This is a genomic window from Streptomyces sp. NPDC051183 (assembly GCF_040682455.1).
GTDB lineage: Bacteria > Actinomycetota > Actinomycetes > Streptomycetales > Streptomycetaceae > Streptomyces.
Window position 1 is genome coordinate 66,723 of the sequence record NZ_JBFBBA010000035.1, and the last position, 22,368, is coordinate 89,090.

24 protein-coding genes and 1 rRNA gene are annotated in these 22,368 nt (G+C 71.4%); 13 read left to right on the forward strand and 12 right to left on the reverse strand.

Translation table 11 applies throughout. The annotated features are described in order from the left end of the window. The first annotated feature begins 3 nt into the window (after positions 1-3). Complete coding sequence (gene pstB / locus AB0M99_RS27630) at positions 4-780, forward strand: phosphate ABC transporter ATP-binding protein PstB (RefSeq protein ID WP_365924994.1); 777 nt, start codon at positions 4-6, stop codon at positions 778-780. A 130-nt stretch (positions 781-910) separates the two neighbouring features. Here pstB and AB0M99_RS27635 read toward each other — a convergent pair whose 3' ends face one another. Both AB0M99_RS27635 and AB0M99_RS27640 read right to left on the reverse strand, forming a co-directional pair. After that, on the reverse strand, positions 911-1,909 hold the full coding sequence (locus AB0M99_RS27635; RefSeq protein ID WP_365924996.1) for an inorganic phosphate transporter: 999 nt from the start codon (positions 1,907-1,909) through the stop codon (positions 911-913). 5 nt (positions 1,910-1,914) lie between these two features. Continuing rightward, positions 1,915-2,535, reverse strand: a complete 621-nt coding sequence (locus tag AB0M99_RS27640; protein WP_365924998.1) for a DUF47 family protein — start codon at positions 2,533-2,535, stop codon at positions 1,915-1,917. Positions 2,536-2,739: 204 nt separating this feature from the next. Here AB0M99_RS27640 and AB0M99_RS27645 point away from each other — a divergent pair, with 204 nt between their 5' ends. Next, on the forward strand, positions 2,740-3,078 hold the full coding sequence (locus tag AB0M99_RS27645; protein WP_365925000.1) for a metal-sensitive transcriptional regulator: 339 nt from the start codon (positions 2,740-2,742) through the stop codon (positions 3,076-3,078). A gap of 56 nt (positions 3,079-3,134) precedes the next feature. Here the strand turns inward: AB0M99_RS27645 and AB0M99_RS27650 are convergent, their stop codons facing one another. Together AB0M99_RS27650 and AB0M99_RS27655 are read right to left on the reverse strand one after the other, a co-directional pair. After that, entirely contained in the window at positions 3,135-3,281 is a 147-nt protein-coding gene (locus AB0M99_RS27650) for a hypothetical protein (RefSeq protein ID WP_365925044.1), read from the reverse strand. 147 nt (positions 3,282-3,428) lie between these two features. Beyond that, a complete protein-coding gene (locus AB0M99_RS27655; RefSeq protein WP_365925002.1) occupies positions 3,429-4,259 on the reverse strand; it encodes a hypothetical protein in 831 nt (276 codons plus the stop codon). Between the two features lie 153 nt (positions 4,260-4,412). Here AB0M99_RS27655 and AB0M99_RS27660 point away from each other — a divergent pair, with 153 nt between their 5' ends. Then, positions 4,413-4,631 (forward strand): hypothetical protein, encoded by a 219-nt coding sequence (locus tag AB0M99_RS27660; protein WP_365925004.1) that lies wholly within the window; start codon positions 4,413-4,415, stop codon positions 4,629-4,631. A gap of 109 nt (positions 4,632-4,740) precedes the next feature. Further along, positions 4,741-4,956 carry a hypothetical protein gene (locus tag AB0M99_RS27665; protein ID WP_365925006.1) on the forward strand — a complete coding sequence of 72 codons (216 nt, stop codon included), beginning with the start codon at positions 4,741-4,743 and terminating at the stop codon, positions 4,954-4,956. 114 nt (positions 4,957-5,070) lie between these two features. On the opposite strand, the gene AB0M99_RS27670 is transcribed toward AB0M99_RS27665, so the two are convergent. The 5 genes from AB0M99_RS27670 to AB0M99_RS27690 form a co-directional block, all read right to left on the reverse strand. Next, positions 5,071-5,790 carry a phosphatase PAP2 family protein gene (locus AB0M99_RS27670; protein ID WP_365925008.1) on the reverse strand — a complete coding sequence of 240 codons (720 nt, stop codon included), beginning with the start codon at positions 5,788-5,790 and terminating at the stop codon, positions 5,071-5,073. A gap of 189 nt (positions 5,791-5,979) precedes the next feature. Beyond that, positions 5,980-6,981 (reverse strand): bifunctional lytic transglycosylase/C40 family peptidase, encoded by a 1,002-nt coding sequence (locus AB0M99_RS27675; protein ID WP_365925041.1) that lies wholly within the window; start codon positions 6,979-6,981, stop codon positions 5,980-5,982. A 125-nt stretch (positions 6,982-7,106) separates the two neighbouring features. After that, positions 7,107-8,783: a serine/threonine-protein kinase gene (locus AB0M99_RS27680; protein ID WP_365925010.1), complete on the reverse strand. Its 1,677-nt coding sequence runs from the start codon at positions 8,781-8,783 to the stop codon at positions 7,107-7,109. 49 nt (positions 8,784-8,832) lie between these two features. Further along, positions 8,833-9,624, reverse strand: a complete 792-nt coding sequence (locus tag AB0M99_RS27685) for a thioesterase family protein (protein ID WP_365925012.1) — start codon at positions 9,622-9,624, stop codon at positions 8,833-8,835. Between the two features lie 84 nt (positions 9,625-9,708). Continuing rightward, positions 9,709-10,317 carry a LysE family transporter gene (locus tag AB0M99_RS27690; protein WP_365925014.1) on the reverse strand — a complete coding sequence of 203 codons (609 nt, stop codon included), beginning with the start codon at positions 10,315-10,317 and terminating at the stop codon, positions 9,709-9,711. 63 nt (positions 10,318-10,380) lie between these two features. Between AB0M99_RS27690 and AB0M99_RS27695 the strand changes: the two genes are divergently transcribed. Beyond that, entirely contained in the window at positions 10,381-10,959 is a 579-nt protein-coding gene (locus AB0M99_RS27695; protein WP_365925016.1) for a GNAT family protein, read from the forward strand. A gap of 10 nt (positions 10,960-10,969) precedes the next feature. Continuing rightward, the gene (locus tag AB0M99_RS27700) at positions 10,970-11,806 is read left to right on the forward strand and encodes a pentapeptide repeat-containing protein (RefSeq protein ID WP_365925018.1); all 837 of its coding nucleotides are present in this window, start codon (positions 10,970-10,972) and stop codon (positions 11,804-11,806) included. Between the two features lie 657 nt (positions 11,807-12,463). Here the strand turns inward: AB0M99_RS27700 and AB0M99_RS27705 are convergent. Continuing rightward, positions 12,464-13,618 (reverse strand): alpha/beta hydrolase, encoded by a 1,155-nt coding sequence (locus AB0M99_RS27705; protein WP_365925020.1) that lies wholly within the window; start codon positions 13,616-13,618, stop codon positions 12,464-12,466. A 206-nt stretch (positions 13,619-13,824) separates the two neighbouring features. Between AB0M99_RS27705 and AB0M99_RS27710 the strand changes: the two genes are divergently transcribed. The 7 genes from AB0M99_RS27710 to AB0M99_RS27740 all read left to right on the forward strand — a co-directional run bounded on the left by AB0M99_RS27710 (position 13,825) and on the right by AB0M99_RS27740 (position 21,577). Beyond that, positions 13,825-14,112, forward strand: a complete 288-nt coding sequence (locus AB0M99_RS27710) for a hypothetical protein (protein ID WP_365925022.1) — start codon at positions 13,825-13,827, stop codon at positions 14,110-14,112. 342 nt (positions 14,113-14,454) lie between these two features. Beyond that, positions 14,455-14,763, forward strand: a complete 309-nt coding sequence (locus tag AB0M99_RS27715; protein WP_031145169.1) for a hypothetical protein — start codon at positions 14,455-14,457, stop codon at positions 14,761-14,763. Positions 14,764-14,865: 102 nt separating this feature from the next. Next, on the forward strand, positions 14,866-15,699 hold the full coding sequence (locus AB0M99_RS27720) for a hypothetical protein (protein ID WP_365925024.1): 834 nt from the start codon (positions 14,866-14,868) through the stop codon (positions 15,697-15,699). Next, complete coding sequence (locus AB0M99_RS27725; RefSeq protein WP_365925026.1) at positions 15,689-17,020, forward strand: hypothetical protein; 1,332 nt, start codon at positions 15,689-15,691, stop codon at positions 17,018-17,020. The genes AB0M99_RS27720 and AB0M99_RS27725 overlap by 11 nt, the downstream gene beginning before the upstream one ends. After that, positions 17,017-18,579, forward strand: coding sequence for an SCO6880 family protein (locus tag AB0M99_RS27730; RefSeq protein WP_365925027.1), 1,563 nt, complete (start codon positions 17,017-17,019; stop codon positions 18,577-18,579). Before AB0M99_RS27725 ends, AB0M99_RS27730 begins: the two co-directional genes overlap by 4 nt. Positions 18,580-18,599: 20 nt before the next feature. Then, a complete protein-coding gene (locus tag AB0M99_RS27735) occupies positions 18,600-20,018 on the forward strand; it encodes an ATP-binding protein (RefSeq protein ID WP_365925029.1) in 1,419 nt (472 codons plus the stop codon). Between the two features lie 2 nt (positions 20,019-20,020). Then, the gene (locus tag AB0M99_RS27740) at positions 20,021-21,577 is read left to right on the forward strand and encodes a type VI secretion protein (protein WP_365925031.1); all 1,557 of its coding nucleotides are present in this window, start codon (positions 20,021-20,023) and stop codon (positions 21,575-21,577) included. Here AB0M99_RS27740 and AB0M99_RS27745 read toward each other — a convergent pair. Continuing rightward, complete coding sequence (locus AB0M99_RS27745) at positions 21,574-22,161, reverse strand: N-acetyltransferase (RefSeq protein ID WP_365925033.1); 588 nt, start codon at positions 22,159-22,161, stop codon at positions 21,574-21,576. The genes AB0M99_RS27740 and AB0M99_RS27745 overlap by 4 nt on opposite strands. Before the next feature lie 114 nt (positions 22,162-22,275). After that, positions 22,276-22,368, reverse strand: a 5S ribosomal RNA gene (gene rrf / locus AB0M99_RS27750); the annotation flags it as partial.

The following is a 22,368-nucleotide window of genomic DNA, read 5'->3' on the forward strand; positions in this document are numbered from 1 at the left end:
CTCATGGCAAAGCGAATCGACGTCAGCGGACTGTCCGCCTTCTACGGCACCCACAAGGCCATCGATGACATCTCGATGACCGTGGAGCCCCGCTCCGTGACCGCCTTCATCGGCCCGTCCGGCTGCGGCAAGTCCACCTTCCTGCGCACCCTGAACCGCATGCACGAGGTCACCCCCGGCGGCCGCGTCGAGGGCAAGGTGCTCCTGGACGACGAGAACCTCTACGGCCCCGGCGTGGACCCGGTCGCGGTCCGCCGCACGGTCGGCATGGTCTTCCAGCGCCCGAACCCCTTCCCCACCATGTCGATCTTCGACAACGTGGCGGCGGGCCTGCGGCTGAACGGCTCCTTCAAGAAGTCCGAGCTCCAGGACATCGTCGAGAAGTCCCTCCAGGGCGCCAACCTCTGGAACGAGGTCAAGGACCGCCTGAACAAGCCCGGCTCCGGCCTCTCCGGCGGCCAGCAGCAGCGCCTGTGCATCGCCCGCGCCATCGCGGTCGAGCCGCAGGTCCTCCTGATGGACGAGCCCTGCTCGGCCCTCGACCCGATCTCCACCCTCGCGATCGAGGACCTGATCGGCGAGCTCAAGGAGCGCTTCACGATCGTCATCGTGACGCACAACATGCAGCAGGCGGCCCGCGTCTCGGACCGCACCGCCTTCTTCAACCTGTCGGCCGTCGGCCAGCCGGGCAAGCTCATCGAGATCGACGACACGGACCGGATCTTCTCGAACCCGTCCGTCCAGGCGACCGAGGACTACATCTCGGGCCGCTTCGGCTGAACCCGCGATGTGACGAACGTCCTGCGGTGCTGCATGGCGGTGCCACCGCAAGGCGAAAGAAAGAAAAAGGGCCGGCTCCCCCTGGGTGGGGGGAGCCGGCCCGCTTTCGTACCCGCCTGTGAGTACCTGCCTAGACGAACGCCAGGTTCACGATCCAGAAGCTGATCGCGGCGACCAGGGCCGCGGCCGGCATGGTGATGAACCAGCCCAGGATGATGTTCTTGGCGACGCCCCAGCGGACCGCGTTCACCCGCTTGGTCGCACCCACACCCATGATCGCCGAGGTGATCACGTGGGTGGTGGAGATCGGAGCGTGGAAGAGGAACGCCGAGCCGAACATGATCGAGGCACCGGTGGTCTCCGCCGCGAAGCCCTGCGGCGGGTCCAGCTCGATGATCTTCCGGCCGAGGGTCCGCATGATGCGCCAGCCGCCCGCGTACGTGCCCAGCGACAGCATCACGGCACACACGACCTTGACCCAGATCGGGATCGCCTCGTCGGCGCCCTGCACATCGGCGATGACCAGCGCCATCACGACGATGCCCATCGTCTTCTGCGCGTCCTGGAGGCCGTGGCCCAGGGCCATGGCCGCCGCCGACACCGTCTGCGCGATACGGAAGCCGCGCTTCGCCTTGTGCGGGTTGGCCCGGCGGAAGATCCACAGGATGGCGACCATCACCAGGTAACCGGCCACCAGACCGACGACCGGCGAGACGAACATCGGGATGACGATCTTCTCGACCACGCCGTCCCACAGGACGCCGATGCCGCCGGCCAGCGCCGCGCCCACCATGCCGCCGAACAGGGCGTGCGAGGAGGACGAGGGCAGGCCGAAGTACCAGGTGATCAGGTTCCAGACGATCGCGCCGACCAGCGCCGCGAAGAGGATCCACATGCCCCGGTTCCCGTGGGGCGTCTCGATCAGGCCCTTGCTGACCGTCTTGGCGACCCCGCTGCCCAGGAAGGCACCGGCGAGGTTCATCACCGCGGCCATCGCGAGCGCGGCCCGCGGGGTCAGCGCCCGCGTCGAGACCGACGTCGCGATCGCGTTCGCGGAGTCGTGAAAACCATTCGTATACGTAAAGCCGAGCGCGACACCGATGGTCACGACCAGAGCGAAGGTGTCCACGAGGTTCAGGACTCCTTGACCGCGATGGTCTCCACCGTGTTCGCAACGTGCTCGAACGCGTCGGCCGCCTCTTCGAGCACGTCGACGATCTGCTTGAGCTTCAGCACCTCGATGGCGTCGTACTTGCCGTTGAAGAGCTGGGCCAGCAGCTTGCGGTGGATCTGGTCGGCCTGGTTCTCGAGGCGGTTGACCTCGATCCAGTACTCGGTGAGGTTGTCCATCGTCCGCAGGTGCGGCATGGCCTCGGCGGTCAGCTCGGCCGCGCGCGCCAGCACCTCGATCTGCTGCTCGACACCCTTGGGGAGCTCCTCCACGTTGTAGAGGACGACCAGGTCGACCGCCTCCTCCATGAAGTCCATGATGTCGTCGAGGCACGAGGCGAGGTTGTAGATGTCCTCGCGGTCGAACGGCGTGATGAAGGAGGAGTTGAGCTGGTGGAAGATCGCGTGGGTGGCGTCGTCCCCCGCGTGTTCCGCTGCCCGCATCCGCTCCGCGATCTCGGCCCGGGCGGAGGAGTCCGCTCCGAGCAGTTCCATCAGGAGCTTGGAGCCCGTGACGATGTTGTCCGCGGATGCGGCGAACATGTCGTAGAAGCTCGTCTCCCTGGGGGTCAGACGAAATCGCACGTGAGGTCCTCGGGGTGCATTGGATTCGGTCAGGCTGATGCTAGGCGCATCCCCCGGCCACGGCTAACCGGCGGTTCCCCAGTGTCCTCCATCAGGCAGAGTGGGGACGTCGGCCCCCTGCCCCTGCGGCCGCGGGCCGGTACCCTATACCCATGAGGGGTATGCACCGGTATGCATCCCTCGTTCCGGACCACGGGAGGACGCATGACCACCATCGAGGCGGAGGGCTCCGGAGCCGAGACCGGCACGGAGGCGCCGGCGGTGCACGGCTACCACCACCAGAAGGACGAGCACCTCAAGCGGCTGCGCCGGATCGAGGGCCAGATCAGGGGCCTGCAGCGGCTCGTCGACGAGGACGTCTACTGCATCGACATACTCACCCAGGTCTCGGCGAGCACGAAGGCGCTCCAGTCCTTCGCGCTCCAGCTGCTGGAGGAGCACCTGCGGCACTGCGTCGCCGATGCGGCGGTCAAGGGCGGGGCCGAGATCGACGCCAAGGTCGAGGAAGCCACGAAGGCCATCGCCCGCCTGCTGCGCACCTGACCCGGCCGGGCGCCTTCCGGCCCCGGCCCGGCATCTCCCGGCCCCGGCACGGCCTCCTAGAGGCCGAGCAGGACCTCGTCGATCCGGTCCAGGCTGAGCCGGTCCTCCTCCGCGGCGGAGGCCGCGATGATCAGCTCACCGCACAGCTCGATCTCGGCGAGCGCCACGTGGTCCTGCACCGTCGTACCGCCTGCGGGAGTCACGCGTGTCACCTCTATCTGCCGCCATCGGTCGTCGGCGCTCGTCGTCTCAGCGTAGGGAGGGCGGGGCGCGGTGCGCATGACACGGAAGGACCATTTCCGGCTACCGGCCCATGGCCCGATCGCGCCGCACCCGCAGGGCCCGGCCGGCTAGTCGGCGATCTTCCCGGCGTAAATGTCCCCGCTTGCCGGCAATACGACCGTCACCGGGGTCCCGAAGCCGTAGAGCAGCGTGGTCGAGGACACATCGATCACGCCATCGTTGACGTAGGTGAAGCGGTGGCGGACCTTGCGCAGCCGCCCCTGCTCGTCGAGGTACGCGTCGAAGGGCACGCTGTCCTTGCTGAACCCTTTCGCCGCCGCCTCCAGCGCGCCCCGCACCCCCGGCGAGGCGCTCCGCGCGGCCTGCGCGATGTCGGTGGTGCCCCGGTAGTGCCGCACCTTGGTGCCGGCCACCTCGGTCTCCCCGACGTACGTCACCTCCTGCGCGCCCCGCAGCAGCTCGGCCGCGGTGAGCGGGTCGGTGGCCCCGCCCGTGACGAGGTTCCCGTCCGCGAGGGTCGTCGTGTCGACCCGGACCCACTTGTCGTCGGGGACGCCGGCGCCGCGGTTCTTCATGTACAGCGCGCCGGGCACCAGCAGCTCGGTGATGGGCCGGTGCTCGGCCTTGCCCTTCACGTCGGCCGGGAGCATGACCAGGAGCTGGCCCATCCGGTTCTTGAAGTCCACCCCGCCCTCGCCCCGGATCGTGACCCGGGTGCCGCCGGTGGCCATCTCCATCGCCGTACGGGCCCGGGCGCTGCCGGTCTCCGCCAGCGCGTCCGCGGCGCCCCGGACCGCCGCGGCCGGGTCCGCGGGGGGCCGGTCGTCGCTGCCCGGGCCGCCGCACCCGCTCATCGCGGCCACGGCCAGGGCCGCGCCGACGGTGAGCGCCGCGCCACCCGCACGCCCGCGCCGCCGCCTGTGCTGGTGCACCACCATCGCCTGCCAACCCCCAACGCGTGACCGCTGTTTGCCCGAGGCCCCACCCGCTCCGCTTAACGAGATCCGGGGTTTCCCGTCACGGGGCCGGGCTCTCGGACAGTGCCCTCGGCGGCGTTCCGGGGGCGGGGCCTGCCCGGGTACCGTGGAGGCGTGGAACCGCACACCGAAGCGACCCCGGTCCCTCCGCTCGGCTCCGTGCCGCTGCCCCGCGACCCCGCGGGGCAGGCACCGCCGCCCTCCGGGCACAGCACGAGCACCGCTGATCGCGGCTCGTTCTGCCTGGCCGTCTGCACCTGCGGCTGGAAGGGCCCGGCGCGGCGCTCCCGCGACCTGGCCCGCAAGGACGCCGCCCGCCACACTCTGGGGTAGGCCGCAGCGGGTCGCCCCGGGCCTCTGTCCTCGGGCCCGTCCCTGCCGCACATCGCCCGTTCGGACGGCCCCGCTGGCCGCCCCGGCCGGGAGCGGATGCCCTTGACTCATGCCCCGACTCGCACCCCGACTCGCCGCCCTGCTGTGGGCGCTGCTCATCTCGTTCGCGTCGGCCGCCGCGGCCTGGGCCAGACCGGTGGGCAGTGCGGACGGGCCGGGCGACGTGGCCCTGGCCATCGGGGTCACCTCCGCCGCGGCCGTGGCCACCGGGCTGTGGCTGCGCTCGCGCTACCGCCGCGGCGAGGACGAGGGCGGTGACCCGTGACCCCGCGCCCCCGCCCGGCGGCGGTGCGGCTGTGCTTCGGGGTGGCGGGGCTGTGCCTGCTGGCTGCCGTACTGCTCTCCGTATGGGAGTCCTACGGGCAGAGCTGAACCGGGATCAGGCGGCCAGGTCGCTGTCGTGCCCGCGCCCCGGCGGCGGGGTCTGCGCCTGCGCGAGGTCCACCGGCAGCGCCACCGCGCGCCCGCGGGCCCGTACGAGCACGCCCAGGTGCCGGGCGCGGGCCACCCGGCGCACCACCGGGGTCAGCAGCGCCATCGCGAGCGGGGCGAGCAGCAGCACGACCGCGGTGCCGAGGGCGAGTCCGCCGATGACGTCGGTCGGGTAGTGGACGCCCATGTAGACCCGGCACAGGCCCTCCAGCACGGCCAGGCCGATGCCGAGGTAGCCGAGCCTGCGGTTGGCGATGAACAGGCCGACGCCCAGGGCCATGGCGAGGGTGGCGTGGTCGCTGACGAAGGAGAACTCGCTGCGGCTGAAGACGAGTCCGGGTTCGAGCACCTCGATCCCGGCGTGCTGCCGGAACGGCCGGGGCCGCCCGACGAACTCGCGCAGCGGGATGTTGACGAGCAGCGCGGCGGCCGCGCCCAGCGGGGCCCATACGAGCGCGGCGAAGGACTCGACCGCGGTGGCCTCGTCCTGTCGGCGGGCACCGCGCCAGCACCACAGGACCAGGAGCACCAGGGCCGCGAGGAACCCGTACTCCCCGATGACTCCGACGGCTCGGTCGACGGCGCTCGGGGCGTGCCGGGACAGTCCGTTGATCTCGTACAGCAGGCTTACATCCAGGTTCGGCCCACCAGTTGTGAGTCCAGCCATGGTGATGCGGCCCCTTGCCCTTGCCTCGGTTCTCGTCCGGGCGCACCACGGTGTGCGCCCCTTCGCCCCCGGTGATCAACCCCGCTGTCCATGGAACGCCCGTTCTGGCGGCTACGTTCCACTCTCCACCGAATGATCACCCCAACGTTATCGAAGAGTGACTCATCGTCGCAGCCCAGGGCCTTTGCCTTACGGAGAGTTGCCACCGGCGGCGCGCTTCGGCAGCGCCTCCGCACCGTCCTTGGTCACGCGGGTCGCACCGAAGTAGTCGGGCGTATCGATCTTGTCGAAGCGGATCACGGCCCCGGTGTAGGGTGCGTTGATCATGTACCCGCCGCCGACGTAGAGCCCGACGTGCCGGATGTCCCGAGAGTTCGTCAGATCGTCGGAGAAGAACACGAGATCACCGGGCAGCAGATCCGCCCGCGCGGGATGCGGCCCGGCGTTGTACTGATCGTTCGCCACGCGCGGCAACTCGATCCCGACGGTCTCGTAGGCCGCCTTGGTCAACCCGGAACAGTCGAACCGCCCACCCTGATCGGGAGTCCCGTTCCCACCCCACAGATACGGCGTCCCGAGCTGCTTCTGCGCGAAGTAGATGGCCCCGGCCGCCTGCTGCGAGGGCGCGACCCGCCCGACGGGTGCCTCGAAGCTCTTGGCGAGGGTCGTGATCGTCTTCACGTATCCCTGGGTCTCGCGGAACGGCGGTACGCCCTGGTGCTGGACGACGGCTCCGGGACCCGCGTTGTAGGCCGCGAGCATGTTCTTGACGGGATCTCCGGGCACCTTGCTCACATAGCGTGCGAGCTCGCAGTCGTACGAAGCGGCCGAAGGGATGGCGTCGTTCGGGTCCCAGATGTCACGGTCCCCGTCCCCGTCCCCGTCGATCCCGTGCGTGGCCCAGGTCCCCGGGATGAACTGCGCGATGCCCCGCGCGTCCGCCGGACTGACGATGTCGGGGTCCCAACCGCTCTCCGAGTAGAGCTGCGCCGCGAGCAGGGCCGGCGTGAGCGTCGGGCAGAGATTGCCCCACTTCTGCACGAGCGACTGGTACTTCCCGGGCACGGCCCCCTTGGCGAGCCCCAGCCGCCCTCCGGCACCACCCGCCAGACCGGCGGCCGCCGAGTACGTGCCGACCACGAGCAGGGCGACGAAGCACAGGCACGCCCCGAAACCGATCCCACCCATCACCCAGACTCTGCGCACCCGGCAACCCTCCCCCATCGAGCGGCCTTTCTCAGGGCATTCGCCACCCGTGTCGAATCATCCCTTCTGTCGGCCGTCCCGGTCAGCCCTTACGGCCGATCCCTTCCGCCTCAGCTGATGAATCCCGTACAGAACACGCTCTTGTGCTCCGTGTCGGAAGTGGCGTGCCGGAACACCACCGTCCAGCCGCCCGGCTCCTGAGCGAGCGACGGCGCCCTGACCTTCTTGCCGTTCAGCTCCATGGAGAAGTCGTCCGGGTAGGTCAGGTTCTTCCACTCCGTCGCGACGCCCTCGTAGATGTTGCGGGCCCTGGCCACGAAGCCGAGCTGGCGGTTGTCCGTCACCGCGGTGGACCGGCCGCTCTCGTCGATCTCGTGCTGCGGCTTGACGACGACCGCCACGTAGTACGCGGGCATGTCCTGCGGGGCGTACTTCATCCGGTAGCTGATCTGGACGGTGCCCGGCTTCACCTGATGCGTGTAATCGTTCTCGGCCGTCGTCACGGCGATCTGAAAATCCGACTTGGGGCGCTCTTCCTCGGGTTCCTTGCAGGTGTCCTTGGTGGGGTCGTAGTCGTCGATGTTCGGCCCGGTCTGCTTGATGAACACGGGCGGGCCGGCCGGGGACTGCGCCGCGGAAGACTGCGCCACCGGGCCCCCTGACGGCCCGCCACCGCCCGGCGTCTGCGCGGCCGGGCTCCGGCCGCCGGCGCTGTCGTCCTCGCCGCCCTTGCCGCCCTTGCCTCCCAACGGGAGGTTCCACACGGCCACCGCCCCCACAACCGCCAGGGCCACCGCGGCGGCCACCCACAGCACGGTCCGCCGCCGGCCCGGGGCAGCGGCCGCGCTCTGCGGCCGCGCCGCGTTCCCGGGCCGGGTCGGCGTGTAGGCGTACGGCATGCCGGGCCCCTGGGTGCGCATCTCGTGCACCGGCACGGCCTCGCCCAACACGCCCAGTCCGACGTACACCGGATCGTCGATCAGCGCGTCCCGCACCCCGCAGCGCCGAATGACCTCGGCCGGGTCGGGCCGCTGCGCCGAGTCCTTCGCGACGCACGCCTCGATCAGCGCCGCCAGCCCCGGCTCCACCCCCGACACGTCGATCGGCTCGTGCACCGCCCGGTAGCCCACCGTCGCAGCCGCACCGACGCCGAACGGCGGCCGCCCGGTCGCCGCGTACGCGAGCGTCGCGCCGAGCGCGAAGACGTCCGCGGCAGCCCCGGCCTCGGCGCCCAGCAGCACCTCCGGCGCCGTGAACCCGGGAGTGCCCGGCGCCTGACCGTCCTGGGTGAGGGCGGTCTCGCCCACACCGCGCGCGATCCCGAAGTCGATCAGCTGCGGCCCCTGCGCGCCCAGGATGACGTTCTGCGGCTTGAGGTCCCGGTGGGTCACCCCGTACGCGTGGACGCTCGCCAGCCCCTCCGCCAGCGCCGCGAACAGCCGCCGGCAGGTGTCCGCGGGCAACGCGCCCCGCTCGGCCACGGCGTGACCGAGCGTCGGGCCCGCCACGTACTCGGTGGCGATCCAGTACGGCGGCGCCGCCAACGAGGCGTCGATCAGGTTCGCCGTGTACGCCGACCGCACCGCGCGCACCGTCTCCGCCTCCCGGCGGAACCGCGCCAGCGCCTCCGGGTGGCCCGTGATCTCGTCCCGGATCACCTTCACGGCCACCAGCCGCCCGCCCGGCGAACGCCCCAGGTACACCTGGCCCATGCCGCCGGCGCCCAGCCGGGCCAGCAGCGCCTGCGCCCCGATGTGCGCGGGATCGGTGTCTCTCAGGGCCTCCATCCGAACGAGGGTGTCACACCGACTCCCGCTCCAGGAAGCCGGGTTGGGATCACCTCGGAGCCACGAACAGGCTCTGCGCGCTCCGCCCCATCGGGCCCTTCTCGTCGTGGAGCCGGGCGTCCGCGAGGCCGATGCCGGCCGCGTCCACGCTCGTACGGGCCTCCACGCAGGCCCATTCCCCGACCGGGTGGCGGTGCAGGTGGACGGTGAGGTCGCCGTTGATGAAGACGTAGCGCCCGAAGTCCATGACCGCGCTGATGCCGTTGCCGGAGTCGGCGGCGATCAGCACCCGGTCCAGGGGCCTGACCTCCTCGCTCGCGACGAGCGGGACCTTCATCCGCATCCAGCAGGTACCGGGCCCCGGCTCGACGAACGCGCCCTCGGTGAAGCGGGTCTCCATGGCGGAGTGGTAGCCGGTCTCCCACGGCACCGGGAAGAACGGGGTCACCCCCACCTCCCCCGGCGGCGGCAGCATCGGCCCCGGCGCCACCGCGGGTACGGGCTCGGCCGCGACCCGGATGCGCAGGGCCCGCGCCAGCATCACGGGCGCGCCTCCCGCGGGGGCGAGGGAAGCCTCGACCACCTCGGTGCCGCGCCCGGCCCGGAGCACGCTGGTGGTGAGCTCCAGCCCGCCGATCGGTACCGGGCGCAGGATCTCGTACGTGATCCGGGCGATCCGCATGTCCTCGCGCGCACCCGGCCGCTCCTCGACGGCGCGCCCGAGCAGCGCGGCCGGCGGCCCGGCGTGCTGCGAGCCGGGGTCCCACGGCCCGCGCGTGTACTCGGTGGCCCGGAACCGGCCCGTGTCGATCCGCTCGTAGAACGCCTCGGGAGTGCCCATGCCCCGCACGCTACCGACTGGTAACCGGGCCCGCCAGCCTTTCAGCACCGACGCGGCAGGCATGCGGCGACCCTCCGGCCCGGCTCAGCGGGCGAACCCCAGCCCCACCCCGAGCCCCACCAGCACCGAGCCGATGGCCCGGTTCAGCGCCTTCTGGGCCTTCAGCATCCGCTCGCGCAGGCGCGAGTTGGAGAAGAAGAGCGCCACCGCCGCGAACCAGCCCAGGTGCGCCGCCGACATGAACAGCCCGTAGCCGGCCTGCTGCCACATCCCGGTGTCCGGGTTCACGACCTGCGTGAAGGTGGACACGACGAACAGCGTGGTCTTCGGGTTCAGGACGTTGGTCAGGAAACCGGAGCGCATCGCGCCGAGCGGGGTCAGCTGCGGCTTCGACTCCAGGTCCACGGTCACCTCGGCCCGCGTCCGGAAGGTCCGGATGCCGATCCACACCAGGTACGCGGCTCCGGCCAGCTTGATCGCCGTGAACAGCGCGGTGGAGGAGGCGATCAGCAGACCGACCCCGAGCATCGTGTACGAGACGTGGACGAGCACTCCGGCCGCGACCCCGGCGGCCGCGAACAGGCCGGTGGGGCGGCCGTAGAGGTAGCTGTTGCGGACCACCATGGCGAAATCGGCGCCGGGGCTGATGACGGCGAGGAGGGTGATGACGGCGACTGCGATCACTTCTGTCATGGGGCGATGCTCACCGGACCCCGGCATTCGATCAAGACCGTTCGCTCTGCGGATACTTGAGCCATGACCACCCCGCCGAACGAACCCACCGCCGCGAGCCCGGCCGAGACCCAGGCCGAGACCCGGGCCGAAGCCCACGCCGAGGCGCCGGCCCTGACCCTGCGCCCCTTCCACCCCGGCGACCGGGCGCGGCTGCGCAGCTGGATCACCACCGAGGCCGAGCTCGTCACCTGGGCCGGCAACGGGTTCCGCTGGCCCCTCGACGACGCCCAGCTCGACGCCTACGCCGCGGAGCCCGGCCGCCACATCTGGACCGCGGTCCGCGGCGGGGACCCCGAGGGCCCGGCGGTCCCCGTCGGGCACATATCCCTCAACGGCACCCGCCTCGGCCGCGTGCTGATCGCCCCCGAGGCCCGCGGTCAGGGCCTGGGCGAGGCCCTGCTCACCCTCGTCATCCGACGCGCCTTCGGCGAGCTGGGCCTCCCGGACATCGGGCTCGGCGTCTGGGCCCACAACACCGCCGCGCTCCACCTGTACGAGAAGCTCGGCTTCCGCACCGAGGAGGTACTGCCCGGCGTGGAGGAGGTCGACGGCGTCCCGTGGACCGCGGTCCAGATGCGACTCGAAGCCCCCGACCGGTGACAATGGACCCGTGCCATCCACTGCTGCCCCGAACCCCACCCCCGCCCCCACCCCCGCCCTGCGCGCGGACTGCGCCAACTGCTTCGCGCTCTGCTGCGTCGCCCTGCCCTTCGCCAAGTCCACCGACTTCGCCGTGAACAAGGCCGCCGGGACCCCCTGCTCGAACCTCCAGCAGGACTTCCGCTGCGGCATCCACACCCGGCTGCGCGACAAGGGCTTCCAGGGCTGCACCGTCTTCGACTGCTTCGGCGCGGGCCAGCAGGTGTCACAGGTCACCTTCGGCGGCCGCGACTGGCGCACCCACCCCGGCACCGCCCGCCAGATGTTCGACGTCTTCCCCGTGATGCGGCAGCTGCACGAGCTGCTCTTCTACGTCACCGAGGCCCTCACCCTCCCCGACGCCCGCCCCGTGCACGCGGAGCTGCGCCTGGCCCTGGCCGAGACCGAGGCCATGACCCGCGCCGACGCCGAGACCCTCGCCCCGTTCGACGTGGGCGCGCTGCGCCAAGGGATCAACGCCCTGCTCCTGAAGACCAGCGAGCTCGTACGGGCCAAGGTGCCGGGCCGCACGAAGAACCACCGCGGCGCCGACCTGATGGGCGCCCGCCTCTCCGGCGCGGACCTGCGCGGGGCGAACCTCCGCGGCGCCTACCTGATCGCCGCCGACCTGAGCCGGGCCGACCTGCGTACGGCCGACCTGATCGGCGCGGACTTCCGCGACGCCAACCTGCGCGGCGCCGACCTGCGGGGCGCCATCTTCCTCACCCAGCCCCAGCTCAACGCCGCCCAGGGCAACCCGTCCACCCGCATCCCCACCTCCCTCACGCGCCCCACCCACTGGACCTGACCCGGCCGGGACCCTCTCGCCACCGGCCCCCCGCTGTACCGCACCCGGCAGGCTCGGGCAGCCGGTACCCGCTGCACCACACCCGGCCCGCCCGAGCAGCCGGTACCCCTGCACCCGACACACTCGGGGCGCTCGCCCGCCCCACCCGCAGTGCCCGACCTGCCGAAAGCCCCCTGGCCACCATCGCGTTCCAGCCCCGTCTACGTCACCCTCGACCTGCCGGAAACCCCGTGGCCACCGCCGCGGCGCGCCTCGGAGATGGCGAGCCCGCCGTAGCGACTCGGCGCCGCTCGGCCGGCCCTCCTCGTCCCCGGCCCGACCGCCGCACCGGCCCGGGGCCAGTGAGCCCGTACGGCTGAGCCCTGCTCCTGTGACGGCCACCCGGCCAGCCCCGCAGCCCGCAGGGCCTCCGCGCCGACCTGCAAGACCCGACAGCCCTTCAGCCCCCGCCGCACCGACCGCCCCTTCCGGGTCCCGGTCGGCCGGCACCCCGCGCTTCCGGCCCCGCCGGCGTTTGAGGCGCGGGGCCTGGGGCGGAGCCCCAGCAGGGGCGCCGCGCACGCCCACGCGCCCCGGCCCCGCCGGGCCCCGGCCTCCGGTCCCGCCGGGGTCGAGGCGGGCGGCGCCGGGCAGCCGACCCGTACCCCCGCCGGCCCCTCACACCCGGGCCAGAAACTCCCGTACCACCGCGCCAAAGCCCTCCGGGTCGCCCTCGTGCACCCCGTGCCCCGCCGGCAGTTCCACCAGCCGCACCCCCGGCCGCCGTAGCGTCATCTCCCGCGCGTGCTCCGCCGACAGCACCCCGCTGCGGTCCCCCCGGACCAGCAGCGTCGGCCGCCGCACCGCCAGCCAGTCCGCCCAGTGGTCACCGTTGAGCCCGCGCTGCGACTCCACCATGTCCTCCGGCACGAAGGCCGTGCCCCACCCGTCGGGATGCTCGCGCAGCGACCCCGCCAGGAACGGCGCCGAGCTGCCCGTCCCCGCCAGCAGCGCCTCCCGGCTCGCGGCCCGCCGCGGCCACTCCAGCGCGTAGGACAGGTCGCCCTCGACCACCGCGCCTATGTCCTCGACCACCACCGCCCGCACCAGCTCCGGCCGCCGCGCCGCGAGCTGGTACGCATTGACCCCGCCCAGCGAATGCCCCAGCACCACCGCCGGCCCCAGCCCCAGGTGCTCCAGTACGGCCGCGGCGTCCGCGACGTACCCGTCCCGCGAGTACTCCGCGGCCCGGTCGGACTCCCCGTGCCCCCGCTGGTCGAGCGTGATCACCCGCCACCGCGGCCCCATCTCCCGGGCCAGCCGCCCGAAGGTCGCCCCGTCCTGGAAGTGCCCGTGCAGCGCGAGCAGCGGCGCCCCCGGACCGCCGAAGTCCGTATAGGCCAGCCGGCGGCCGTCGGAGGTCTCCACGGCCCCCGGCAGCGGCCCCAGCTTGTCGATCACCCGCTGCCGCAGCAGCTGGTACTCCTCCCACCGCCTCGGCAGCCGCCCGCCCGGCCGCTTCCCCATCGGCCGCCCCGGCGTGACCACCTGCCCGCGCCGGAACTGCTCCCGGGTCAGGTCGATCCGTATCCCGCCGGGCATGACGTTCCAGCAGTGGAAGCCCTGCTGCTCCCCGTCCAGCCAGACCTCACCGCACATCAACTCGCCGCCGACTATGTCCTGGACGACCAGGGACGTGATGTCGCAGTGCCCCCAGGCCGGATTGTCGGCCGTCCAGGGCGCTCGCTCGACGTCATCGGGCGAGCAGGTCTCGGCCGACCATCCCGCCCGGATGGCCGCCTCGATGTCTGCCAGGGTCCACGGAATCGTCATGCCAAAAGCCTGCCGCACCCCACTGACAACCCCTGCTACCAAAGGCTCCGGCCGGCCCACCCCGCGCTCGCCGGACATCTGTGCGCCCCTCGCGCACCCACACGCCCCCTGATCGGGCGTTACGTTCCGCCGTTGAGCCAATACGGTGAGCCACGCAACCGGAAGATGATCGTCACCAACCGGGCCCACCTGGAGGTTTCCCCACCATGCGACGACTGACCAGAACCCTCGGCACCCTCGCGGCCGCCATCACCCTCGCCCTGAGCCTCGGCGGCTCCGCGCACGCATCCTCGGGAGAACTGGTCATCAACGACCGCGCGATCGGCGAACCGTACGGCTGCGTCTTCCACAACGGCCCGGCCGTCGTCACCAACCACACCGACAACCCGGTCCTCGTCACCAGCGGCCCCTGGTGCAGCGGCCTGGTCATCGGCGCCATCCACCCCGGCCGGACCGTCTTCGCACCGTTCCGCTCGAACCTCTACGTCCCGTAGCCCGGCCGGTGGCGCGCCCCGCGCGCCACCACCGAAGGGCAGGGGCCCACCCCTGCCGAAACGTTGCGCCGAACGGCGCCGCCTCGATCCGCCCCCCGTACGCCGGGACGACAATCATTGCCCGGGGTCACCCCCCGTGATACACAGAGTGACCATACGTTCTTTCGCATGCAGACCACCCACGCCCAGGTCAGAGCACACGGGCGGGGCACGGGCCGGGAGATCGGGCAAAGAGAGCCGTCAAGTCGACGTACGACGGCGGTTTCATCAGCGAAGATAGTGCGTGACCCCTGCCGTCGGGCACGGGCTTCCGGAACTACCCATACAGGGGCGGTGAGTTACATGATCCTGGCAGCCGAAAAGGGCGACATCACCACCATCATCGGCGGAATCGCCCCGAATTGGGGGCCGTTCGGCAGTCTCGGCAACGAAGCGAAGATCATGATCGAAGTGGTCATGGCAGTCGCGATCCTCCTCTGCCTCGGCATCGCCATCTGGGGCGCGGCCAAGCAGCGCATCGGCGCGACCGCGCTGCGCGACACGTTCAGCGCGGAACAGGGCAAGGGCCTGATCGTGGCCGGCCTGACCGGCGTCTTCATCATCGGCTCCCTCGGCACCCTGTTCACGATCGTCTACGGGATGGCCGTCTAGCCGGGCAGGTCCCCGGATCCCGGACCTGATGAGGACTCACCACGCCGCGCGTGCGCGGGAAGCAGCGCTACCGTCGTACGACGCGGAGGGGGCGGACACGGAATGAGCAACGACGACCAGTACGGCGGCGGCGCGGGCTACGGCGAGGTCGGCGGCACGGGCCAGACCCGTACCCGCCTCCCGGAATCCCCCTCCGACGCCTACGGCACCCCCCGCCGCACCCCACGCACCTCCAGAAGCCTGGTCACGGTCGTCGGCGTCGTCGTCCTCCTGATCGCTGCCATCGCGTTCGCGAACCAGTCCGGCGACACCCCGACCACCCCGTCCTCGGACAAACCCCAGGCCACCTCCCCCACCGCCGCCACGGGCGTCCCCCCGGTCACGGACAAATCCGCAGGCATCCCCAAGGGCTTCCCGCAGGACCAACAGGGAGCCCAGTCGGCTGCCACCAACTACGCGGTGGTGCTGGGTTCCGACGGCATGTTCAGGAAGTCCAACCGCCATACGATCGTGGACAGCGTCTATACGCCTGATGCTTCAGCCCGCCTGAAGGGGCCTCAGGACGCCGCATACTCAGCCGCTTTCCTGACCAAGCTCGGACTGGACGAAAGCGGCAACCCTCCCCAGGGCAACACGTTCGTGACCCGCACCGTCCCGATCGGAACCCGCGTCGAGAGCTACAGCCCGACGAACGCGAGAATCGCCGTCTGGTACATGGGGCTGATCGGCATGTCAGGGGTGAAGTCCACCGATCCAGTGCGTACCACGTGGAAGACCTGGACCTTCGATCTGGCCTGGTCCGGCGGCGACTGGAAAGTCACGGCCGACAATCAGCAGGACGGGCCGGCCCCAGTTCCCGGCGACGTGGCCGCCTCCTCCTCCGACGACATCAGCAAGGCCATCAAGGACTTCGGAGGGTTCACCTATGCCCGGTAGCCTCCGCCTCAGGCTGGGTGTCGTCGCCTCTGTACACGTGGCCGTCGTCACCATGGCAACACGCGCCTACGCGGCCCCTTCCCCGGTGCCCACGCCCTCGGTGACCCCTTCGCCACAGGCGAGCAACGACCCGTGCGACCTCCTCATCGGCCCTGCCAAGCAGTACTGCGAGCGCGGCGAAGCCACCGGCGGAGCCCCCCGCACAGGCCTAGCCCCCAACGACCCGGCCGACGCCCTCAACCCCCTCGCCTCCCTGGCGAAGGGCTGCGCCGACGCCGCCGCCTGGATCGTCACCGAGCTCAGCAAGGCGGTCAACGGCTCCGCGAACGTCGACTTCACCAACGGCGCCTTCCTCAAGCAGTACTCCATCGTCTTCGCCGCCTCCACCATCCTCACCCTCGTCCTCTGGCTCTTCGCCGTCGCCAAGCGCGCCATCCGCGGCGTCCCCCTCACCACCGCCATCTCCGAAGCCATCGGCTTCCTCTGGCTCACCGTCCTCGCCTCCGCCTTCACCCCCCTGATCCTCTACACCGTCGTCTCCGCGACCGACGGCGTCACCGAGGTCATCGCCTCCGCGAGCGGCAGCCAGACCGACGTCTTCTTCGGCTCCTTCACCGAGGCCCTCAAGAAGGGCGACTCCATCGGCGGCGGCCCGATCATGCTGATCGTCGTCTCCCTCGTCACCGTCCTCGCCGCCGGCATCCTCTTCCTAGAGCTCTTCATCCGCGCCGCCCTGCTCTACGTCGGCGCCCTCCTCGGCGTCGTCGTCTACGCCGGGCTCGTCGACCGCAACCTCTGGGGCCACGTGCGCCGCTGGGCGGGCATCATGATCGCCGTGATCCTCGTGAAGCCGGTCATCGTCATCGTCCTCGGCCTCGCAGGAGCCCTGGCCGGCGAGAAGGGCCCGAACGCCTTCTCCGCCGTCGTCTCCGGCCTCGCGATCATCCTGCTGGCGATCTTCGCCTCCGCGATGATCTACCGCTTCGTCCCCGGCTTCGGCGACGAGATCGCCTCCGCCCGCGCCGGCCGCAGCTCCGCCACCGACGGCGCCCAGGCCGCGGCCGTCATCAGCTCCCCCGCCTCCCTCGTCTCGCAGGGCATCAAGACCCACAGCAGCCGCGGCAACCACCGCGCAGGCGACGGCGGCGGCGCGAACAGCGCCCCCCGCCCCGCCAACCCCATCTCCGGAGGCGTGGCCGCCCACAGCAGCCGCCCGTCCTCCGGCGGCGGGTCCGGCGGCGGACCTGTCCCCTCCGCCACACCCCCGCCCCGCACGAGCTCGCGTACGAGTACGAAGAACACAGGAGGTGACGGGCGTTGACGACCCAGTCCCACCAGATCCACCCGGTCGCGCCCCGCCGCACGTATCTCATCGGCCGGGCCCGGCCGAACGCGATCGTGGGCAAGAACCGCGAGACCGGCGAGATCGCCCTGATCATCGCCGGAGCGTTCTTCGGCATGATGAGCGGACTGCTCGTCCCCGACCTCACGCTGCGCATCGTCAGCCTCGCCGGGTTCCCCATGCTCGCGCTCGCCGCCGTGTACGTCCCGTACAAGGGCCGCACCTTCTACCGCTGGTTCGAGATCAGCCGCAGCTACAAGCGGACCCTGCGCCGCGGTACGACGTACCGCTCGGCCGCCATGGAAGCCGGCGTCCGCGGCTCCGACGGCCGCGAGGTCGAGGTCGGCCCGCCCCCCGGCATCGGCCGCATCAGCTGGCTCGCCGCGCCCTTCGGCCCCGACGAGATCGCCGTACTGCTCCACGCAGACCGCAGAACCGTCACCGCCGCCATCGAGATCGAGGGCCCCGGCGTCGGCCTGCGCGACAGCGAGGACCAGGAAGCCCTCGTCGACCGCTTCGGCACCCTCCTCAAGCACGTGGCCAACGGCGACGGCTTCGTCACCCGCCTGCAGATGCTCGCCCGTACGCTGCCCGCCGACCCCGACGCGCACGCCAAGGACGTCGCCCAGCGCGGCGACACCAACGCCCCCGTCTGGCTGCGCGACTCCTACGAGCAGCTCCAGTCGATGGTCTCCACCTCCTCCGAGCAGCACCGCGCGTACCTCGTCGCCTGCATGCACTTCACGCGCGAACTCGCCGCCGAGGCCCACACCATCGCCCGCGCCGGCACCCCTCACAAGGGCCGCAGGCTCGACCGCGACGCCGGCCTCGCCATCGTCATGGCCCGCGAGCTCACCGACATCTGCGCCCGCCTCGCCGAGGCCGACATCCGCGTCCGCCAGCCCCTCGGCCAGGGCAGACTCTCCTCCCTCGTGCACTCCATGTACGACCCGGACCACCCCATCGACCACATCCAGGCCATGACCAAGCGCAACGCCTGGCCGGCCGAACTCGACGCGGTGGAACCGACGTACCTCCAGGCCAAGACCCGCGAGTCCTCCACCCGCGCACCCTGGTGCCACGCCACGGCATGGGTGAAGGAATGGCCCATGACCCCGGTCGGCGTCAACTTCCTCGCCCCGCTCCTCGTCCACACCCCGGACGTGATCCGCACGGTCGCCGTCACCATGGACCTGGAGCCCACCGAGGTCGCCATCGAGCGCATGCTCACGGAGAAGACCAACGACGAGGCGGACGCCTCCCGCGCCGCCAAGATGAACCGGACCGTCGACCCCCGCGACATCGCCGCGCACGGCCGACTGGACCAGAGGGGTGAAGATCTCGCCAGCGGTGCGGCAGGAGTCAACCTCGTCGGGTACATCACGGTGTCCTCGCGTTCGCCCGAAGCCCTCGCCCGCGACAAGCGGACGATCCGCGCCTCCGCCGGCAAGTCCTACCTGAAGCTGGAGTGGTGCGACCGCGAGCACCACCGCGCCTTCGTCAACACCCTGCCGTTCGCCACCGGCATCCGACGCTAGCTGGAGGGAACGGCCGCCCCATGCGAGATCCCATGTCCGCCCTGACGGACGCCTTCACCAGCTTCCTCTTCGGCAAGGTCGAAACCACGCGCCTGCCCGTCCGCACCTCCACCGGGCAGGCGCAAGCCGTCTACCTGCCCACCGCCGCCCCCGGACTCGGCGACTCCGGCGTCATCATCGGCCGCGAGGTCTACAGCGGCAAGGGCTACATCTACGACCCCTTCCAGCTCTACGGGCAGCAACTCCCCGCCCCGCACTGGCTGGTCCTCGGCGAATCCGGCAACGGCAAGTCCGCCCTGGAGAAGACGTACGTCCTGCGCCAGCTCCGCTTCCGCGACCGCCAGGTCGTCGTACTCGACGCCCAGGGCGAGGACGGCGTCGGCGAGTGGAACCTGATCGCCCAGCAGCTGGGGATAACCCCCATCCGCCTGGATCCCATCGCCGCCAACGACGACGGGATCCGCCTCAACCCCCTCGACCCGGCGATCACCACGACCGGCCAGCTCGCGCTGCTCCGGACCATCATCGAAGTCGCCATGGGCCACGGCCTCGACGAGCGCTCCGGCTTCGCCCTCAAGGTCGCCCACGCCTACGTCGTCGACACCATCCGCGACCGCCAGCCCGTCCTCACCGACATCGTCGAGCAACTGCGCTACCCCGAAGCCGAATCCGCCCTCGCCATGAACGTCGACATAGACGACGTCCGGGCCTGGGGCCTCGACGTGGCGCTCGTCATCGACCGCCTCGTCGACGGCGACCTGCGCGGCATGTTCGACGGCCCGACCACCGTCGGCATCGACCTCGACGCCCCGCTGATCGTCTTCGACCTCTCCCACATCGACCGCAACTCCATCGCGATGCCGATCCTCATGGCGATCGTCGGCGTCTGGCTGGAGCACACCTGGATCCGGCCCGACCGCAAGAAGCGCATCTTCCTCGTCGAAGAGGCCTGGCACATCATCAACAGCCCCTTCGTGGCCCAGCTGTTCCAGCGCCTCCTGAAGTTCGGCCGACGCCTCGGCCTGTCCTTCGTCGCCGTCGTCCACCACCTCTCCGACGTCGTCGACGGAGCGGCCGCCCGCGAGGCCGCGGCCATCCTCAAGATGGCCTCCACCAGGACCATCTACGCCCAGAAGGCCGACGAGGCACGCGCCACCGGCCGCGTCCTCGGCCTGCCCCGCTGGGCCGTGGAGATCATCCCGACCCTCACCCCGGGCATCGCCGTCTGGGACGTCAACGGCAACGTCCAGGTGGTCAAACACCTGATCACCGAGACCGAACGCCCCCTCGTCTACACCGACCGCGCGATGACCGAGTCCTCCGCCCAGCACCAACTGCCCGACGACCTGCTGGCGGCCGAACTGGAGGCGGAGGAGCGCGCCCTGCTCATCGAACGCCACCGAAACGGCGGCCCGGGGTCCGCGACCACGGTGGCGTGAGCATGTACGACGCACGAGATGCACGAGACGCCCGACGTACGGACGCCCCCGCCCGCGGCGGCATCCCCGACGGGCTGCTCATCGCCCTGCTGGCCTTCCTCCTCGGCCTCGCGGTCCTGGTCTGGACGGGCACCGGCCTGGCTGCCCTCCTCGCGAAGGGCAGCTGGCCCGACAACGTCACCTTCACCCGGACCCCGGGGGCCGTGCGCGCCCTGATAGCTCAGCCGCACGACGTCCCGGGCGCCTGGCCGGACACCGACCCGGCGGCGCTGTCGGGCTGGGGGCTGTTCTGGGGCCTGTTCATCGGCCAACTGCTGGTGATGTTCGTGCTGACCGTGTTCTGCATCGGCGTCATCGCCCGTACGAAGTCCCGCCGCGCCCTGGCCAGACAGTCCGCGCCGACCCCCGCGCCGGAAACCGCACCCGCGGCTGCGGCTGCGGCCGCGCCCGAGCCCGTCCCGTACGAGCCCTCGCGCCAGCCCCCGGTACCCGCCCAGCTCCAGCCCCAGCCTCCGGCCCCGGCCCCGGCTCCGGCCCCGGCCCCGGCTCCGGCTCCGGTGGACGAGGCCTACCGCTACGGCTTCGGCTACGCCCCGGCACCCGCCCCGCCCACCATGCCAACGACGCCCCCGCCCCTCCGGATGACCTACGCCGGCCCCTCCGAGCGCCACCGCCTCGCCGCGCAGAGCATCGCCACGGCCGAGGGCGCGGTGCTGGTGGTCACCTCTTCCCCGGCCCTCTGGGCGGAGACCAAGGACGCCCGCGCCAAACTCGGCCCGGTCCTCCTCTACGACCCGTCCCACCTGTGCGACACCCCGGCCCGCATGCACTGGAACCCGGCCGAGGGCTGCCTCGACCGCGATGCCGCGGCCGCGCGCGCCGTCGCCCTGCTGGCCCCCGTACGCCCGCAGGCCCGTATGGACGCGGCCGTCGCCGACACCGCGGAAACGCTCCTTCGCTGCTGGCTCCAGGCGGCCGCTCTCGACGACCGCCCGTTCAAGCAGCTGCACCGCTGGGCCCAGGGCAACGGCTCCCAGGACCCGGTACGCATCCTGCGCACCCATCCCGGCAGCGTCACCGCCGCCCCCGGCGCCGCCGGGGAACTGGAGAACGCCCTCACCGCCCACCCGGAACGCCGCGAGCTGGCCCAGCACCTGACGGCCCGGGCCCTCTCCTGCCTGACCTCGATCCACATCCGCGAGGCCTGCAACCCGAACCGAACGGATTCGCTCACCCTGGCTTCGTTCATCGCCGAAGGGGGCAGCCTGTACGTGGTGGGCGAACCGCTGGAAGATCCCCGGACCCACCCGGGTGCGATGCCCCTGCTGACCGCACTCGCCTCGAGCGTGGTCGAGCACGGCCGCCGCATGGCCGCACGGTCATCCCACGGTCGGCTCGACCCACCACTCGCGCTGGTCCTGGACGACGTGGCTGCCGTGGCTCCCGTCCCCCAGCTCCCGGAGCTCCTCCAGGACGAGACGCTCCCCCTCCTCGCCCTGTGCCGCAGTCGCGAACAGGCCCGTACCCGCTGGCCGGACGCGCCCCTCCCCGTCGGCTAGATCCCTGCCGGCCGAGCGATGACGTACTCCAGCTCCTTGGCGGACGGGTCCGTCTCCAGCGGCACCCGCACGCCGCTGTCCTGGAACCCGATGCGCCGGTAGAAGGCCTGCGCCTTGTCGTTGCGCTCGTGCACGTAGAGCCGTACGCGCTCCAGCCCCGGGTTCTCCAGCGACCAGGCCCACTCCAGCCCCGCCCGGAACAGTTCCTCGGCCAGTCCGGTGCCCCGCCGGCCCTCACGGACGAAGACCCCGACGACGTGCCCCTGGGTCGTCTCGATCTCACGGTCGAGGAAGTCGGTGGTGCCCAGCTCCTCGACGAGCACGGTCACGCTGCCGTCCCACACCCCGTCGGGCCCCTCGGCCACGAACTGACACACGGCCCGCCCGGAGGCTGCGCCGGCGGTCCGCTCCTGCCAGAAGCTGTCCGGCCGGGCCTCGGCGAGCTCGGCGGTGTCGAGGAAGGCGATGGAAGCCACGGGGTCGTGGAGCGAGGCGATCCGCAGCTCCTTGACCTGCTCCCACTCGTCCGCCCGTATCGGACGGATCACGTGCTGGTTCACGTCCTGCTTGCTCTGATCGGTCATACCTCGGGATCCTAACCACACGACCAGACAGACTTCATCGTGATTTCGCAGGTCACGGCCCGTAAACGCAGAAAAGCCCCGCACCATAAGGTGCGGGGCTTTCCCACAATGATTGTTCGGCGGCGTCCTACTCTCCCACAGGGTCCCCCCTGCAGTACCATCGGCGCTGAAAGGCTTAGCTTCCGGGTTCGGAATGTAAACCGGGCG